Annotated in this window: 13 protein-coding genes; 4 read left to right on the top strand and 9 right to left on the bottom strand. The window is 66.2% G+C overall.

Annotation, left to right across the window (positions count from 1 at the left end):
- Nucleotides 1–45 precede the first annotated feature (45 nt).
- Nucleotides 46–1611, top strand: coding sequence for a leucyl aminopeptidase (locus VGN62_RS17290; RefSeq protein ID WP_327456170.1), 1566 nt, complete (start codon nucleotides 46–48; stop codon nucleotides 1609–1611).
- 79 nt (nucleotides 1612–1690) lie between these two features.
- Complete coding sequence (clpB, locus tag VGN62_RS17295) at nucleotides 1691–4270, top strand: ATP-dependent chaperone ClpB (protein ID WP_327456172.1); 2580 nt, start codon at nucleotides 1691–1693, stop codon at nucleotides 4268–4270.
- A 51-nt stretch (nucleotides 4271–4321) separates the two neighbouring features.
- On the opposite strand, the gene VGN62_RS17300 is transcribed toward clpB, so the two are convergent.
- From VGN62_RS17300 to VGN62_RS17320, 5 genes are all read right to left on the bottom strand, one after another.
- Nucleotides 4322–4654 (bottom strand): hypothetical protein, encoded by a 333-nt coding sequence (locus VGN62_RS17300; RefSeq protein ID WP_327456174.1) that lies wholly within the window; start codon nucleotides 4652–4654, stop codon nucleotides 4322–4324.
- 33 nt (nucleotides 4655–4687) lie between these two features.
- Nucleotides 4688–5017, bottom strand: coding sequence for a hypothetical protein (locus VGN62_RS17305; protein WP_327456176.1), 330 nt, complete (start codon nucleotides 5015–5017; stop codon nucleotides 4688–4690).
- A 13-nt stretch (nucleotides 5018–5030) separates the two neighbouring features.
- A complete protein-coding gene (locus VGN62_RS17310) occupies nucleotides 5031–5384 on the bottom strand; it encodes a hypothetical protein (RefSeq protein ID WP_327456178.1) in 354 nt (117 codons plus the stop codon).
- 32 nt (nucleotides 5385–5416) lie between these two features.
- Nucleotides 5417–5794: a hypothetical protein gene (locus VGN62_RS17315; protein ID WP_327456180.1), complete on the bottom strand. Its 378-nt coding sequence runs from the start codon at nucleotides 5792–5794 to the stop codon at nucleotides 5417–5419.
- 72 nt (nucleotides 5795–5866) lie between these two features.
- On the bottom strand, nucleotides 5867–7051 hold the full coding sequence (locus VGN62_RS17320) for an aspartyl/asparaginyl beta-hydroxylase domain-containing protein (protein ID WP_327456182.1): 1185 nt from the start codon (nucleotides 7049–7051) through the stop codon (nucleotides 5867–5869).
- 43 nt (nucleotides 7052–7094) lie between these two features.
- Here VGN62_RS17320 and VGN62_RS17325 point away from each other — a divergent pair, with 43 nt between their 5' ends.
- Nucleotides 7095–8120, top strand: a complete 1026-nt coding sequence (locus VGN62_RS17325) for a hypothetical protein (RefSeq protein WP_327456184.1) — start codon at nucleotides 7095–7097, stop codon at nucleotides 8118–8120.
- A 268-nt stretch (nucleotides 8121–8388) separates the two neighbouring features.
- Here VGN62_RS17325 and VGN62_RS17330 read toward each other — a convergent pair whose 3' ends face one another.
- The 4 genes from VGN62_RS17330 to xseA all read right to left on the bottom strand — a co-directional run bounded on the left by VGN62_RS17330 (nucleotide 8389) and on the right by xseA (nucleotide 14359).
- Nucleotides 8389–11457 carry a TonB-dependent receptor domain-containing protein gene (locus VGN62_RS17330; protein ID WP_327456186.1) on the bottom strand — a complete coding sequence of 1023 codons (3069 nt, stop codon included), beginning with the start codon at nucleotides 11455–11457 and terminating at the stop codon, nucleotides 8389–8391.
- A 268-nt stretch (nucleotides 11458–11725) separates the two neighbouring features.
- Nucleotides 11726–12655 carry a M23 family metallopeptidase gene (locus VGN62_RS17335; protein WP_327456188.1) on the bottom strand — a complete coding sequence of 310 codons (930 nt, stop codon included), beginning with the start codon at nucleotides 12653–12655 and terminating at the stop codon, nucleotides 11726–11728.
- A complete protein-coding gene (locus VGN62_RS17340) occupies nucleotides 12652–12864 on the bottom strand; it encodes a DUF2093 domain-containing protein (RefSeq protein ID WP_327456190.1) in 213 nt (70 codons plus the stop codon). Before VGN62_RS17340 ends, VGN62_RS17335 begins: the two co-directional genes overlap by 4 nt.
- 76 nt (nucleotides 12865–12940) lie before the next feature.
- Nucleotides 12941–14359, bottom strand: a complete 1419-nt coding sequence (xseA, locus tag VGN62_RS17345) for an exodeoxyribonuclease VII large subunit (RefSeq protein WP_327456193.1) — start codon at nucleotides 14357–14359, stop codon at nucleotides 12941–12943.
- Between xseA and purD the strand changes: the two genes are divergently transcribed.
- Nucleotides 14358–15635, top strand: a complete 1278-nt coding sequence (purD, locus tag VGN62_RS17350) for a phosphoribosylamine--glycine ligase (protein WP_327456195.1) — start codon at nucleotides 14358–14360, stop codon at nucleotides 15633–15635. The genes xseA and purD overlap by 2 nt on opposite strands.
- Nucleotides 15636–15664: the final 29 nt, after the last annotated feature.

The following is a 15664-nucleotide window of genomic DNA, read 5'->3' on the forward strand; positions in this document are numbered from 1 at the left end:
GCAGGGGTCAGGTTATTGAACAACGGGGAATATCCAAACATGCGCATGAAAAGCCTGCTCCTTTCCGCCTGCCTGTCGCTCGCCGTCACTCCCGCCGCGATGGCCCAGACGATTGCCGGATCGGGCGTCGTTCCGGCAACCGCCGGCAACAGCGCCGAACGCGCGATCGGCTTTGCTGCGAGCGCTCCCGCGGGCGCTGCGCTTGCCATCGTCATGACCGACGCAGCGCTGCCGCCGCTCGACGGCGTGACGCTCGGTGCCGGCGAAAGGCAGGCGATTACCGCTGCGATCGCGGCGGCGAGTTTCGACGGCAAGGCCGGCTCGACGCTGTCGCTGCGCGGTATTGGCGCGCATCCGCGCATCCTGCTTGTCGGCGCGGGCGCAGCGCCCTCCTCGCTCGCGCTCGCCGAAGCGGGCGGAAAAGCGGCACAGGAGCTCAAGAGCGAAGCGCAGCCGGTGGTTGTCGCGGGCGCTTATGGCGATGCGAATGCCGCCGACGTCGCTTACGGCTTTGCGCTCGGCCAATATCGGTTCGACCGCTATCAGACGGTCGGCAAAAAAACGCCGGCGACCGGCGCCGTGACCTTCATCGGCGCCAATCCGTCGGGCGCGGAGACTGCCTTCGCCAATCGCTGGAAACCGCTGGCCGACGGGGTCCGCCTGTCGCGCGACCTCGCTAACGAGCCCGCGAACGTCATCTACCCCGAAACCTTCGTGACCGAAGTGCGCAAAGCCGTCGCCGGCGTCGCGGGCGTCAGCATCGAAGTGCTCGACGAAGCCGCGATGCGCAAGCTGGGCATGGGAACGATCGTCGGCGTCGGCCAGGGCAGCCCGCGCGGATCGCGACTGCTGCTGGTACGCTATCGCGGGGCGGGTTCGCCCGATGCGCCGACCGCCTTCGTCGGCAAGGGCATCACCTTCGATTCGGGCGGCCTGTCGCTCAAGCCCGGTGCCGGGATGGGCAATATGAAGGGCGACATGTCGGGTGCCGCGTCGGCGATGGGTGCGGTCGTCTCGCTCGCCAAGTCGCGCGCGCCGGTGCACGTCGTCGGCGTCGCCGCGCTGGCCGAGAATATGCCCGACGGCAATGCGCAGCGGCCGGGCGACGTCACTCGCACCATGTCGGGCAAGACGATCGAGATGGTCAACGCCGACGCCGAAGGCCGCCTCGTCCTCGCCGATGCCAATGAATATGTCGCCAAGGCCTACAAACCCAAGGCAATCGTCAACATCGCAACGCTCACCGGCGCGGTCGTCGGCGCGCTCGACAACAGCTATGCGGGACTGTTCGCGCGCGACGATGCGCTCGCGGCGCGTCTGACCGCCGCCGGCACTGCGAGCGGCGAGGAATTGTGGCGCCTGCCGCTCCACAAGGATTATGCCGAACGGATGAAGTCGGACATCGCCGACATTCGCAACTCGGCGACCGGACAGGGTCCGGGCGCAAGCCTGGGCGCGCATTTCATCGGCTTCTTCGTCGACGAGGCGACGCCGTGGGCGCATCTCGACATCGCCGGGGTCAACCGTTCGGAGAAGGCTACCTCGCTCGTGCCCAAAGGCATGACCGGCTTCGGCGTGCGCCTGCTCGACCAGTTTGCACGGAGCGAATAGAGTTTTGCGGAACCTCGGAAGGCCCCTTGTGTTGCACAATAGCAACACTATCTTGCTCGGCAAGAAAGGGGCTTTCTGAATGAACCTCGAAAAATTTACCGACCGCGCCAAGGGCTTTTTGCAGGCGGCGCAGACGATCGCGATCCGCATGAACCATCAGCGGATTTCGCCCGAGCATATCGCCAAGGCGCTGCTCGAAGACAATGAAGGCATGGCCGCGGGCCTGATCGCGAAGAGCGGCGGCGACGCCCCGCGCGCGGTGCAGGGCATCGACGCGCTGCTTGCCAAGGTTCCTGCGGTGTCGGGTTCGGGCGCGCAGCAAACGCCGGGCCTCGACAATGACGCCGTGCGCCTGCTCGATCAGGCCGAACAGGTCGCGTCCAAGGCCGGCGACGGCTATGTCACCGTCGAACGGCTGTTGCTCGCAATGGTGCTTTCGGCGACGACCCCGGTTGGCAAGGCCTTCGCCGACGCGGGCGTGAAGGCCGACGCACTCAACACCGCAATCAACGACCTCCGCGGCGGCCGCACCGCCGACACCGCTTCGGCCGAAGACCGCTATGAAGCGCTCAAGAAATTCGCGCGCGACCTCACCGAAGTTGCGCGCGAAGGCAAGCTCGATCCCGTTATCGGCCGCGACGAGGAAATTCGCCGCACCGTGCAGATCCTCGCGCGCCGGACCAAGAACAACCCCGTGTTGATCGGCGAACCCGGCGTCGGCAAGACCGCGATCGCCGAGGGCCTCGCGCTGCGCATCGTCAACGGCGACGTGCCCGACAGCCTGAAGGATCGCCGCCTCCTGTCGCTCGACATGGGCGCGCTGATCGCGGGCGCCAAATATCGCGGCGAGTTCGAGGAACGCCTCAAGGGCGTGCTCGACGACGTCAAGGCCGCCGAGGGCGAGATCATCCTCTTCATCGACGAGATGCACACGCTCGTCGGCGCGGGCAAGGGCGAGGGCGCGATGGATGCGTCGAACCTCCTGAAGCCCGCGCTCGCGCGCGGCGAGCTCCATTGCATCGGCGCGACCACGCTCGACGAATATCGCAAGCATGTCGAAAAGGACCCCGCACTTCAGCGGCGCTTCCAGCCGGTGTTCGTCGGCGAGCCAACGGTCGAGGATTCGATCTCGATCCTGCGCGGGATCAAGGAGAAATATGAGCTGCACCACGGCGTGCGGATCACCGACGGCGCGATCGTCGCCGCCGCGACGCTGTCGAATCGTTATATCTCCGACCGCTTCCTGCCCGACAAGGCGATCGACTTGATGGACGAGGCCGCGAGCCGCATCCGCATGGAGGTCGAATCGAAGCCCGAGGAGATCGAGAGCCTCGACCGCCGCATCATCCAGATGAAGATCGAGGAAGCGGCGCTCGGCAAGGAAAGCGACGCCGCGTCGAAGGACCGGCTCGCGACGCTCCAGTCCGAGCTCGCCAACCTGGAGCAACAGTCGGCGGGCCTCACCCAGAAATGGCAGGCCGAGAAGGACAAGATCCACGCCGAGGCGAAGATCAAGGAAGAGCTCGACGCCGCGCGCTCAGCGCTCGATCAGGCGCAGCGCGCCGGCGACCTCGCGAAAGCGGGCGAGCTTAGCTACGGCACGATTCCCGGCCTCGAAAAAAGGCTCGAGGAGGCGCAGGCGGCCGCAGGAAACGCGATGCTCCGCGAGGAAGTCACCGCCGACGATATCGCCGCGGTCGTGAGCAAATGGACCGGCATCCCGGTCGACCGGATGATGGAAGGCGAGCGCGAGAAACTGCTCGGCATGGAGGCGACGCTCGAACAGCGCGTCATCGGGCAGGACGAGGCCGTCCGCGCCGTCTCGACCGCCGTACGCCGCGCGCGCGCGGGCCTTCAGGATCCCAACCGCCCGCTCGGCAGCTTCCTCTTCTTGGGGCCCACGGGCGTCGGCAAGACCGAGCTCACCAAGGCGCTCGCGCGGTTCCTGTTCGACGACGACAATGCGATGGTCCGCATCGACATGTCCGAATTCATGGAAAAGCACAGCGTCGCGCGGCTCGTCGGCGCGCCGCCGGGCTATGTCGGCTATGAAGAGGGCGGCACGCTCACCGAAGCGGTGCGCCGCCGGCCCTATCAGGTCGTGCTGTTCGACGAGGTCGAGAAAGCGCATGCCGACGTGTTCAACATCCTGCTGCAGGTGCTCGACGACGGGCGCCTCACCGACGGGCAGGGGCGCACGGTCGACTTCACCAACACGCTGATCATCCTGACGTCGAACCTCGGCAGCCAGGCGATCGCTGCGCTCCCCGACGACGCCCCGGTCGAACAGGCCGAGCCCGCCGTCATGGAAGTCGTGCGTGCGCATTTCCGGCCCGAGTTCCTCAACCGGCTCGACGAGATCGTGCTCTTCAACCGGCTCGCGCAGCAGCATATGGGCGGGATCGTCGACATCCAGGTCGCGCGCGTCCAGAAGCTGCTCACCGATCGCAAGGTCACGCTCGACCTCACCGATGCCGCGCGCGCGTGGCTCGGCCGCGTCGGCTATGACCCGGTGTATGGCGCAAGGCCGCTGAAGCGCGCGGTGCAGAAATATCTGCAGGATCCGCTCGCCGACCTGATCCTGAAGGGCGAGGTCAAGGACGGCTCGACGATCAAGGTCGACGAGGGAGACGGGGCCCTGAAACTCACCCCGGCATAAACGAAAGGGCGGCAGAAATGCCGCCCTTTCCTGTTTCTGCTCGGCCGATTTTCAGCAAAGGGCCCCCGGCGGGCAACCGCCTCCCTTGCTGCCGAAATGATCTACCGTGTCACGCGCATCCTGGTTGCCCTGCATCCACAGCCGCTTCCATTGCTCGTTCGTGTGACAGACGCGCGCCTTCTTCACCAGCGAGCCGATTTCCTCGATCTTGCGGCACTTGATAAAGTCGGGATGCGTCGGCGCCAGCCCGACATTATAGGCCCGGATCTCGCTGCTCGTCATTGTCGAGGCGGGCCGATCGAGCGGGGGGCGGCGCTCAGGACCCACGCTGGCGACAGGCACCGCATGGGTCGCGAGCGTCAGAACCATCATCGTGCGGATCATCGAAGTCCCCCTGTCGCAGCCGAAATACCCGCTTCAGCAGGTGCCGGTTGCCCGGCAATCGCCCGCCTTGCTCGAAAAGGCATCCATCGTGTCGCGCGAATCCTGATTGCCCTGCACCCACAACTGCTTCCACTGCTCGTTCGTGTGGCAAACGCGCGCCTTCTTCACCAGCGAGCCGATTTCCCCGATCTTGCGGCATTTCACAAAATAGGGGTGCGTCGGCGGCAGCCCCTCGTTGTGCGCCTTGATCTCGCTGCTCGTCATCGTCGACGGCGGACGATCGGGCGCTGTCCGGCTCGCAGCAGGGTCCGCGGCAGACACCGAGGTGACGACAAACGCGACCATGGTCAGCATATGCAACATCGCACCGGTTCCCCTATTTTGGAGGCGTGTAGATGATCGATCCCGCAGGTTCTTGCGAATTGCTCCAGCCGCGTGCGAGCGTTTCCATCGAATCGCGGGCATCCTGGTTGCCCTTGTCCGCGATCCGCCGCCACTCGCCGTTCGTGTTGCAAACGCGCAGCTTCTTGACGAGCGATCCCGGCACCTCGATCCGGCGGCACCGGATATAGTCCGCATCGTTCGCCGTACGCCCCTGGTTATAGGCATCGATTTCGGCGCTCGACATGTCCGATGGCGCGCGCGCGAGGTTCGTCGTGCCGCCTTCGTTCGCGGCCGCCGATGTCGCCGCGAAGATAGTCAGAAGCACCGGGATGAGCATCTTACGCATCGTCTCGCTCCTTCGAGGGAATCGGCCGCCGATCAGTTGGACGAACTGCCCGCTCCGCTGACGAAGGCCTCGGTCGTCTCGCGCGCGTTCTGGCTGCTGTTCGCAATCACCTGCTTCCACTTCTCATTGGTGTAGCAGGTACGGATCTTCTTCACGAGCGAGCCGATTTCGAGCGTCTTGCGGCACTTGATATAATAAGGATGGGTCTCCGCCAGTCCGACATTATATTCTTTAATTTCGGTCGGCGTCATCGCCGACGGCGGCTTGGACGGCGGCGCCCGATCGGCGGCGGTTTGTTCGGCGGCGAAAGCCGCTGGCGCGGCCAGCAACGCAAACGCTGCGAATGCAGGCAAAATCCGGTTCATATAAATCCTCCTCCCGCGGGTTCGGCCCGCAGCCTGATACGCCATCATATTTCCCCGCGGGGCTTTCGCAAAGCTGAATTTCGGCCGCGCCCGGCCCCGCCGTCCCCGGCTTGGCGCCTAGCGCGGAACCGCATAGCCCGACGCGTCGGCCGAAGCGAAATAGCGCCGCAGGACATCGCACTCACGCTCGCTCAGATGCGGGTTCCACACATCGAAAATCAGCACCGCGCGCAAATCGTCGCTGTCGTTCCACGCCTCATGCTCGATCGTGTCGTCGAAGGCAACGGCCACCCCCTCCTCCCACCTTCGCGTCTCACCCCCGACACGGAAACCGCAGCCGGGCGGAACGATCAGCGGCAGGTGGATGATCGCACGCGTGTTCGTCACCCCGGTGTGCGGCGGAATACGCGTGTGCGGTTTGAGCATCGAGAAGAAGGCGCTCGGCGCCCGGCCCGGAATACGCACGCCGGGAATCGCCGCGAGCGCGGCAGCGGTCGCGGGGCAGCGATCAAGCACCGGCTGGTTCGGCTCCCCATATTCCCACAGGAAGCAGGCGCCCCAGTCGAGCCGGTTGTCGAGGCCCGACCAGATCGTGTCGGGTGTCCCGGCCTCCAGTCGCACATAGGGGCGCAGCGCTTCGCCGGGATCGTCGAGCAAGGCAAGCAGTTCGGCACGGATCGCGTCGGTCTGCGCTTCGATACCGGCCAGCCACGGGAAATGATCGCGGTCGAAAAACTCGTCCGCGGGCAGGAACGGATAATAAACCCCCGCGCATTCATTCTGATAGACGCGGCGGCGGCCGAGCGCGCTTGCAATGAACGCTTCGCCCCGTCGCGCTTCGGTTTCCGAAAGCGCGGCGCGAACCTCACCGAACGCGTCCATGGCGGCATCGTACATCGTTCCCGTCGCACCCGCGACAAAGGCCTCCCCTTGCGCCAAAAGCGCCTCGAGCGGTTGCGGCACCGGCTTGAGCTGGCCGCCGAGCGCGATCGCGGCGCTCCATGCGGCGAGCGCAGCGCCCTTTTCGCCCCGTGCTTCGTGCCGCTCGCCCTTGCGGACCCACGCCATCAGGTCGCGGCGATCGATCGCCAGCGCGGCATCGAGCGCCGCCAATTCGCGATCGTCGTCACCCAGCGCACGCCATGCCGAGGCAAGGTTGCGCTGCAACGCTCCCGAATGCGGATCGCCCGCAATCGCGATGGAAAAATGCCTTGTGGCGGCCTCTGCATCGCCCGCCTGCAGGGCAGCGATCCCAAGCCTGTTGGCCTCGATCGGCGAGGCGGTCGGAGATGTGCTGGTCATGCCCATGCTTGCCATCGGCAGGGGCAATCGGCAAGGTCGATTGATGACCGCCGCGCTTCCCGTGACCGCCATCGTCGACGATGCCGAATGGCTCGCGCATCGCTATGATCCGGGACATGACGCCTTTCATTTTCGCCGCGTCGGCCGCGCGACGCGCGCGCAGATTCCCTTCCTGACCGACCTGCATCTGGGCGAAGAAAATTCGCCGCTCGTGATCCGGCGAACCGACTGCCGCGAGGCGGCGACCGGCCGCGGTGCGCCGATCCATTTCCTGTTTCATTCGGCCTATTGCGCATCGACGATGCTGGCGCAGGCGCTCGACCAGCCGGGCGTCTCGACCAGCCTCTCCGAGCCCGTCTTGCTCAACGACATGGTGGGCTGGCGTCGGCGCGGCGCAAGCGCGCGCGATCATGCGCCGGTGATGGACGATGCCCTCGCCATGCTCGGACGCGGTTTCACCCAACGCGAGGCGGTGATCGTCAAGCCGTCGAACATCTTCAACCCGCTCGCGCGCGGCGCGTTGATGCTGCGCCCCGAAGCGCGCGCGATCCTGCTTTACGCACCGTTGCGCGCCTTCCTGCTGTCGGTCGCGCGCAAGGGCATGTGGTGCCGGCTGTGGTGCCGCGAACTGCTCGAAGGCTATCTGACCGATGGCTTCGTCACGCTGGGCTTCGAAGCGCGCGACTATTTTCGCCAGTCGGACCTGCAAGTCGCCGCGGTCGGCTGGCTCGCGCAACAGCAAGCGTTCGAAGCGCTGCTCGCCTGGGCGCCCGACCGGATTGCTTCGCTCGACAGCGAAGAACTGACGCGCGATCCGGCTGCGATGGTTGCGGCGGCGATGGATCATCTGGGGCTTGCGGGCGACCGCGCCGCGATCGCCGGTCACCCCGCGCTCGGCCGGAACAGCAAATCGGGCACGCCCTTTCTTGCAGGCGAGCGGCAACGCGATCTCGCCGCGGCCGAAGCCGCCCATGGCGAAGAGATCGAACAGGTCGTCGGCTGGGTAGAAGCCGTCGCCGATCAGGCGGGCATCCCGATGATGCTCCCCGGAGCGCTTCGGCCGCGCTAGCGCCATCCGCGTTCGTCTCCCTTGCTAACGCCACTTTTTCGTCAGCTTCCGATCGGTTTCTGCCGATAGAGACGTGCGCCCCGGCGAAAGCCGGGGTCCAGAATTCCAATGCCAGCCTTACGCTTTTCCGCGCTGGCGCCCGGCTTTCGCCGGGGTTCGCAAGGGGCAGGTCCCGCCCCGAAACCATCCTTCCACCCGGCGAGCGAGCGCATAGAAAAAGGGGCGGACATTGCTGTCCGCCCCCAATTCTTGCCGAAGCGTGAAGCGACTAGAACTTCAGCTTCGCCGACACCGCGTAACGGCGACCCAGCGCGTCGTACGACGACGGGAAGGTGTTGCCGCTGTTGTAGGTGGTCGAACCGATCGAGTTGCCGACGATCGGCGGCTTCTTGTCGAGCAGGTTCTGCACGGTCATCGTCACCGTCAGGTTGTCGCTGACGCTGAAACGGCCGGTCAGGTCGAAGTAATGTGCCGCCTTGATCTTGCGGAACTCCGGATTGACCATGCAGCCGTTCGGATCGGTGCCCGTCGGATCGGGGCAGCCGTTGACCGGGTCGACACCGGCGTCGATCGCCGCGTCGAGGTCAGCCTGCAGCTGTGCGGGTTCGAACGACACGCTGTCCTGCCAACGCCACAGCAGCGACAGGTCGACCTTGTCGAAGCCGAGCGTGAAGCGGTTCGAGAACTGATACTCGGGCTGGATCGAGCCCGTGAACGAGCAGTTCACGCTGTAGTAGCCGACGCATTCGCGGTTGAGCGACGACGCCAGGTTCACGTCCGACTTGAACTTCGACGAGTGCGTCCAGTTGCCGACGAACGACCAGTCGAGGCTCGCGAAGCCCAGATCCATGTTGTAGTTCATCAGCAGGTCGATGCCGTCGGTGAACAGGCGGCCGTTGTTGTTCGTCTGACCGAACAGGCCCGGCGTCGTTGCCGGATCGCCGTCGAGACCACCGGTGGTCGGGTTACGACGGATAACGGTACAAGCCGGATCAGCAGCGCTGGCGGCGGTCACGTTGCCGAAGCAAGCCGAGATGATGTCACCCGGCAGCGGAGCGCCGATCACGTTGTCGATCTTGATGTTGTAATAGTCGACCGACAGGTTGAAGCGCGGCAGGAAGTCGGGCTGGAACACCGCACCGATCGTCCAAGTGTTCGCCTTTTCCGGCTGCAGCGCGAGGCTGCCGCCCGCGTTGATGTTGGCCTGGGCCGCGGTCGGATTGGTGATCGACCCGATCGTGCCGACCGGAGCGCCCTGTGCGAGACAGACGGCGCGCAGGTTGGCATTGGTCGTCGGCGCGGCACCCGCGCAGGGATCGATACCGAGGTTGGTCAGGCCGACCGAAAGCGGCGTGAACAGTTCGCCGATGTTCGGCGCGCGGACAGCGCGGCTGTAGTTACCACGGATCTTGACGCCCGCACCCGGTTCCCAGCTACCGCCGGCTTTCCAGGTCCAGGTGTCGTAACCTGCGCCACCCGCGATGCTGTAATCCGAATAACGGATGCCGGCTTCGAGGGTCAGGCTTTCGAAGAACGGCTTGTCTTCGATCAGCGGCGCGACGATTTCGGCATAAGCTTCATAGACGTCGTACTTGCCGTCGATGTCGGGAGCCGCACCGCCGGCGCCACCGAGTTCACCCGGGGTCTTGGCGAGCGTATCCGACGCCTGCTGCGCGGTATACTTGCGATATTCGGCACCGAGAGCGAAGCCGATCGGCTGGACCGCGCCCGGCGAGGTGAAGCCGAGGTCGCCCGAGATGATCGCGCGAACCTGCGACAGCGCGGTGCGGTTGGTCGTCGAGCTGTTTTCCGACAGGAATGCAGCGGCTTCCGGCGTGATCGAACCTTCGGGGCCGAAGATGTTGACCGGCACACAGCCGTTCGACGTGTCCTGGCAGACCGGGTTGGCGAGCGTGCCGTTGACGAGCGTGCCCTGACGGAAGCGCGACTGCAGCGTGTAGTTCTGGATCGTCTGGACGTTCTCCGATTCGCCGTAGGCGCCTTCGATGTTCCAGTCGATCGTGTCGGTGATGCCGCCACGGGCGCCAACGCGATAGTCGAAGAAGGTCGTCTGATAGTCGCTGATGCGCGGACCGACTTCGGGCGTACGACGGTTCAGCGTGACGGTGACTTCACGATAGTTCGGGTCCGAACGACCGGTTGCCGTTGCTGCGTTGGCGCAATCCGTCGGGTTGATACGCGCCGAGTAGGTGCCATCGGTTGCCGTGTTGAATGCGCAGAACTGGTTGCGCAGCGTTGCGGGCAGGAACGGGTTGTTCAGGTTGATCGTGACGTTGCCGCCGAACGAACCCGACGGTGCGATGATCGTCGAGACCTTGTTCTTCGAGAACATGCCGCGGGTGTAGACTTCGATCGCGTCCGACACTTCATAGTTCGCCTGAGCGTAGATGTTGTAACGCTCGAACGGGGTCTGGAAGATGTTGTCGGGGTTGAAGTTGAACGTCGAGAAGGTGCCGACGCCCTGGCCGGCGGCGTTGACCTGACGCAGGCCGCCGTTGGCGACGGTCGGGTCGAGATTCGGGTTGTTGGTGCCGGCGATCAGCGGGCGGGTGCCCGAGAAGCGCGACGGAACCGCGGTGCCCGAACCGCCATTGCCGCCGGTGTAGCTGTCGACCTGGAAGAAGGAGAAGTCGCGGTCGCCCTGATAGATGGCGTCGGCCGACTGGTAGCCGATGCTCAGCACTGCGTTACCACGGCCATCGTCGAAGTTCGCGCCGATGGTGGCGTCGACGCGGAAGGTGGCGCCATCGCCCTGTTCGGTGATCTGCTGCGAAGCGGTGACTTCCAGACCGGCGAAATCGCGCTTGGTGATGAAGTTCACAACGCCGGTGATGGCGTCGGCACCATAGGTGGTCACGGCGGCGCCGGTCAGCGCGTCGACGCGCTCGATCAGGGCCAGCGGGATGTTGTTAAGGTCGACGCGGCCGTTGACGTCCGACGGAGCGACGCGGTTGCCGTTCAGGAGGACGATGTTGCGGGTCGAGCCGAGGCCGCGAAGATCGACGTACGAACCGCCGGTGTTGCCGTTGTTGACGGCCGAACCCATGCTGGGGACGACGCCGGGCATTTCGCGCAGGACTTCTTCGGCGACGTTCGACTGCTTCAGTTCGATCGTGTCCGAGGTCGTGACGTTGACCGGGGTCGACTGCTCAAGGTTCGGGTTGCGGATCAGCGAGCCGGTGACGACGATTTCCGACTGCGCAGCGGCAGTCTCTTCGGCGGCGTCCTGCGCGTAGGCAGGAGCCGAAACCAGGGCGACGCTCAGTACGAGCGGCGCAGCGCCTAGCTTCAGCTTGGAATATTGGGTTTTCTTCACAGTGCAGTCCCTTGCTACTGGTGGATTGAGTTACCCGGACCCCCGACATGACGGCAAAAAAGCCGGCACACAAACGCCCCGATAGCGTGCGGGATGACCTTTCGTTCATGTCGAGTAAAGGGAATTCCCGGCGCGATTGGCCGTTTCGCAAGCCATTGTGACGTATTTGCAACAAACGCGGAAACTCGGCGAAACACAATATGCTGCAGCGCGTCATTCGCGACATATTGTTTCAATGGTTACGAATTCGCAGCGCACTGTCCGCGCATTACCGGGGCATCGCTCCCGCCAGCTTCCCGGGGTCGAGGCGTGCGTCGCGCCATTTCAAACCCCAGTGGAGATGCGGGCCCGTCGCACGTCCCGTCCGGCCCACCGTCCCGAGCGGCTGCCCCTGCACGACACGGTCGCCGACCTTCACATCGAGCCGCTGGCAGTGGAGGAAGGCGCTGCTCAGTCCCATGCCATGATCGACGATCAGCAGATGGCCCTCGAGCGTGAAGGGCGTCGCCGCCGCGAGCACGACCACACCGTCGGCGGGCGCGACAAACGGGGTGCCGGCGGGGACCGCGACATCGGTGCCGCTATGATAGGTTCCGGGCTTGCCCTGATACACGCGCTGCGACCCGAAGAAGCCCGACAGGCGCCCCGTCACCGGCCAGCGGAACGCCTGCCGCCACCCATCGGACTCCACGGCCGTGTTGCGCGCCGCGGCGATCTGCGCGAGCTCGGCCGGACGGCGGCGCTCGAAATCGGCGTCGCTCGACGCGCTGCCGCGATAGGGGGCGTTGATATGTTCGAGCCGCCAGCTGCCCGCCGCAACGGCGAGGACGCGCTCGACCGCGCGGCCGTCGGCCAGCGTTGCGACGAGGCGCGCGCTTGGCGCGGCATCGCGGTCGAACGCGATCAGGAAACGGCCATCCGCGGCGACGGGAATGGGTTTGCCCTCGAAGGTAAGGGTGCGCGTGTCGCTAGGCGCCTGTCCGACCATGACCGAGCCTTGTTCGGCGAGCCCTGCCAGCGTGAAATCGGGACGAACCGGCGCGCGCGGCGGCGCGGGCAACGGCGCTGTAGCGACCGGCTCGGCGGCGGGCCGGGGCGCAGGCCGCGCTTCGGTCTCGGCAGGCGGCACACACCCGGCAGCGATGATCAGCAACGCCAGCGCCGCCCCATGCCGCCGCCAATCCGTCGTGACCCTCATGCGTCGCGCGCGGCGTCCAGTTCGGCTTTCACCGATATTTCGGCACTGGCATAGGGTTCCTGCCGCGCGACCGACCAATAGCGCAGTTCGTCGAGACCAATCGGCGCGCCCGTCACCGCGCAAAGGACATGATCGCCGGGAGCAAGGACGCGAAACCCGTTCGGTCCGTACTGGAGGCGGGCGAGGCGGTTGCGGCTGGCGATCAGCATGATTCTTGGTCCATTCGGGGGGATGTCATCGCCACGACTATAACAGCATCGCCGCGCGCGGCCACCCCCGCCGACATCAGAAAAGCTCGCCCTGCCCTCGCTTGGGCCCTGTCGGGGGCGCCTTGCGCGGCGGTCGCGGCGCAGGAGACGGACCATCCCCGACCTGCACCGGCAGTTCGCCGTCGGCGAACTGGAGCCGCAGATGCCCGGCATCTTTCGCCTTCGCGGCGGTCGTGACGATCGCGCCGCCGCTATCCCGCACCATCGCATAGCCACGCGAAAGCAGCGCGCGCGGATCGAGGCTGTCGAGCAGCCGCCCGAGTCCTTCGAGCTGCGCACGATCGCGGTCCCAGCGCCGCGCAAGCAAGGCCGGCCGCAGCGCCGCGCCGCGCGTCGCGAGCCGTTCGGAAATCACCATCAGCCGGTGACGCTGGCTGCGGTCGAGCCGCTCGCCGGCGTCGTCGAGCCGCTGGCGCTGCGGCGCATAAAGCGCGTCGCGCTTCGGAAGGTGGCGCGCGAGCGCGGTCAGCCGCTCGCTTGCCAGCGACTGATGGCGGTTCGCCGCGCCGATCATCCGCCCGTTCCACGTCGCGAGCTGCGCCTGCAGTTCGGCGCGCACCGGCACCGCCATCTCGGCGGCGGCGGTCGGCGTCGGCGCGCGCACGTCGGCAGCATAATCGGCGAGCGTCACGTCGGTTTCGTGACCGACGGCGCTGATCGTCGGGATACGGCAGTCGGCGATCGCGCGCACGACGGCCTCCTCGTTGAACGCCCACAGATCCTCGATCGAGCCGCCGCCGCGCGCGACGATGACAAGGTCGGGGCGCGGCACCGGCCCGCTGGGCGCGATGGCGTCGAAGCCGCGGATGGCATTCGCGACCTGCGCCGCCGCGCCATCGCCCTGCACCAGCACCGGCCAGACGATGACATGCGTCGGGCAGCGGTCGGCAAGGCGGTGCAGAATGTCGCGAATCACCGCCCCGGTCGGCGACGTCACGACCCCGATCGTGCGGGGGAGATAGGGCAGCCGGTCATATTTGCGGTCGCGATCGAACAGCCCTTCGGCGCCGAGCCGCGCCTTCAATTTCTCGAAGAGGAGCATCAGCGCGCCCTCGCCCGCGACTTCGAGCGTGTCGACGACGAGCTGATATTTCGACCGGCCCGGATAGGTTGTGAGCTTGCCGGTCGCGATCACCTCGATCCCGTCCTCGGGACGGAAAGCAAGGCGCGCCGCCTGCCCCTTCCACATGACCATGTCGATCAGCGCATTATCGTCCTTCAGCGCCGCATAGAAATGCCCCGACGCCGCGCGCTTCGCCCCCGACAATTCGCCGCGCACGCGCACGCGCGCGAAGCCGTCCTCGACCGTGCGTTTGATCGCGGCCGACAATTGGCTGACCGACAAAGCAGGCGCATTGTCGCCGGGCCCGCCCTCGGCTAACAGCCGCGCGGGCGTATCGCTATCGGACGCCGGGTCGGGAAAAGGGACAGACATGAATATCCTGCTGGTCGGATCGGGGGGGCGCGAACATGCGCTCAGCTGGCAGTTGGCACAATCGCCAAGCTGCGCCAAGCTCTATGCCGCGCCGGGCAACCCGGGGATCGAGGCGCACGCCGAATGCGTGGCGATCGGAGTGGACGACATCGATGGCCTCATCGCCTTTGTGAAGGCGCAGGCGATCGATTTCGTCGTCGTCGGCCCCGAAGCGCCGCTCGTCGCGGGCCTCGCGGATCGCTTGCGCGAAATCGGCATCGCCGCCTTCGGTCCGAGCGCCGCTGCCGCCCGCCTCGAAGGATCGAAGGGCTTTACCAAGGATCTGTGCGCCCGCGCGTCAATCCCGACCGCCGCTTATGTTCGCTGTACCAGCGCCGAGGAAGCGCTCGCGGTGCTCGAAGGCTTTTCGATCCCCGTCGTGATCAAGGCCGACGGCCTCGCCGCGGGCAAGGGCGTGATCATCGCCGAAACGCGCGAAGAGGCCGAAGCCGCCATCGACGATATGTTCGACGGCGCGTTCGGCAGCGCTGGCGCCGAGGTGGTGATCGAGGAGTTCATGACCGGCGAGGAGGCGAGCTTCTTCGCGCTGTCGGACGGAACGAACGTGATGGCGTTCGGCAGCGCGCAGGACCACAAGCGCGTCGGCGACGGCGACGTGGGGCCGAACACCGGCGGCATGGGCGCGTACAGCCCGGCGCCGGTACTGACCGCCGATCTCGAGGCAGCGGTGATGGACCGCATCATCCGCCCGACCGTCGCCACGCTTGCCGCCGAGGGCACGCCCTATGTCGGCGTGCTCTTCGCCGGCCTGATGCTCACCGACGAAGGGCCGAAGCTGATCGAATATAATTGCCGCTTCGGCGATCCCGAATGCCAGGTGCTGATGATGCGCACGACCGGCGACCTCGCCGCGCTGCTTCATGCGGCGTCGACCGGTGCGCTCGAGGGTGCGGCCCCGCCCGCCTTCGCCAGCGATTATGCGCTGACGATCGTGATGGCCGCCAACGGCTATCCAGCGACCCCCGAAAAGGGCGGCGCGATCCATGGCATCGCCGACGCCGAAGCGGGCGGCGTGCGCGTCTTCCACGCTGGCACGGCGCGCGCCGACGGACAGATCGTCGCTGCGGGCGGACGCGTGCTCAACGTCACCGCGACGGGGCGCACGGTCACCGAGGCGCAGGCGCGCGCCTATGCCGCGGTCGACAAGCTCGATTTCGCCAGCGGCTTTTGCCGTCGCGACATCGGCTGGCGCGAGGTTGCGCGCGAAGCGGAGTAAGCGCGGCTGGACGCGGCATGGCAGGCCGC

It is taken from the genome of Sphingopyxis sp. (assembly GCF_035998905.1).
Classification (GTDB): Bacteria; Pseudomonadota; Alphaproteobacteria; order Sphingomonadales; family Sphingomonadaceae; genus Sphingopyxis.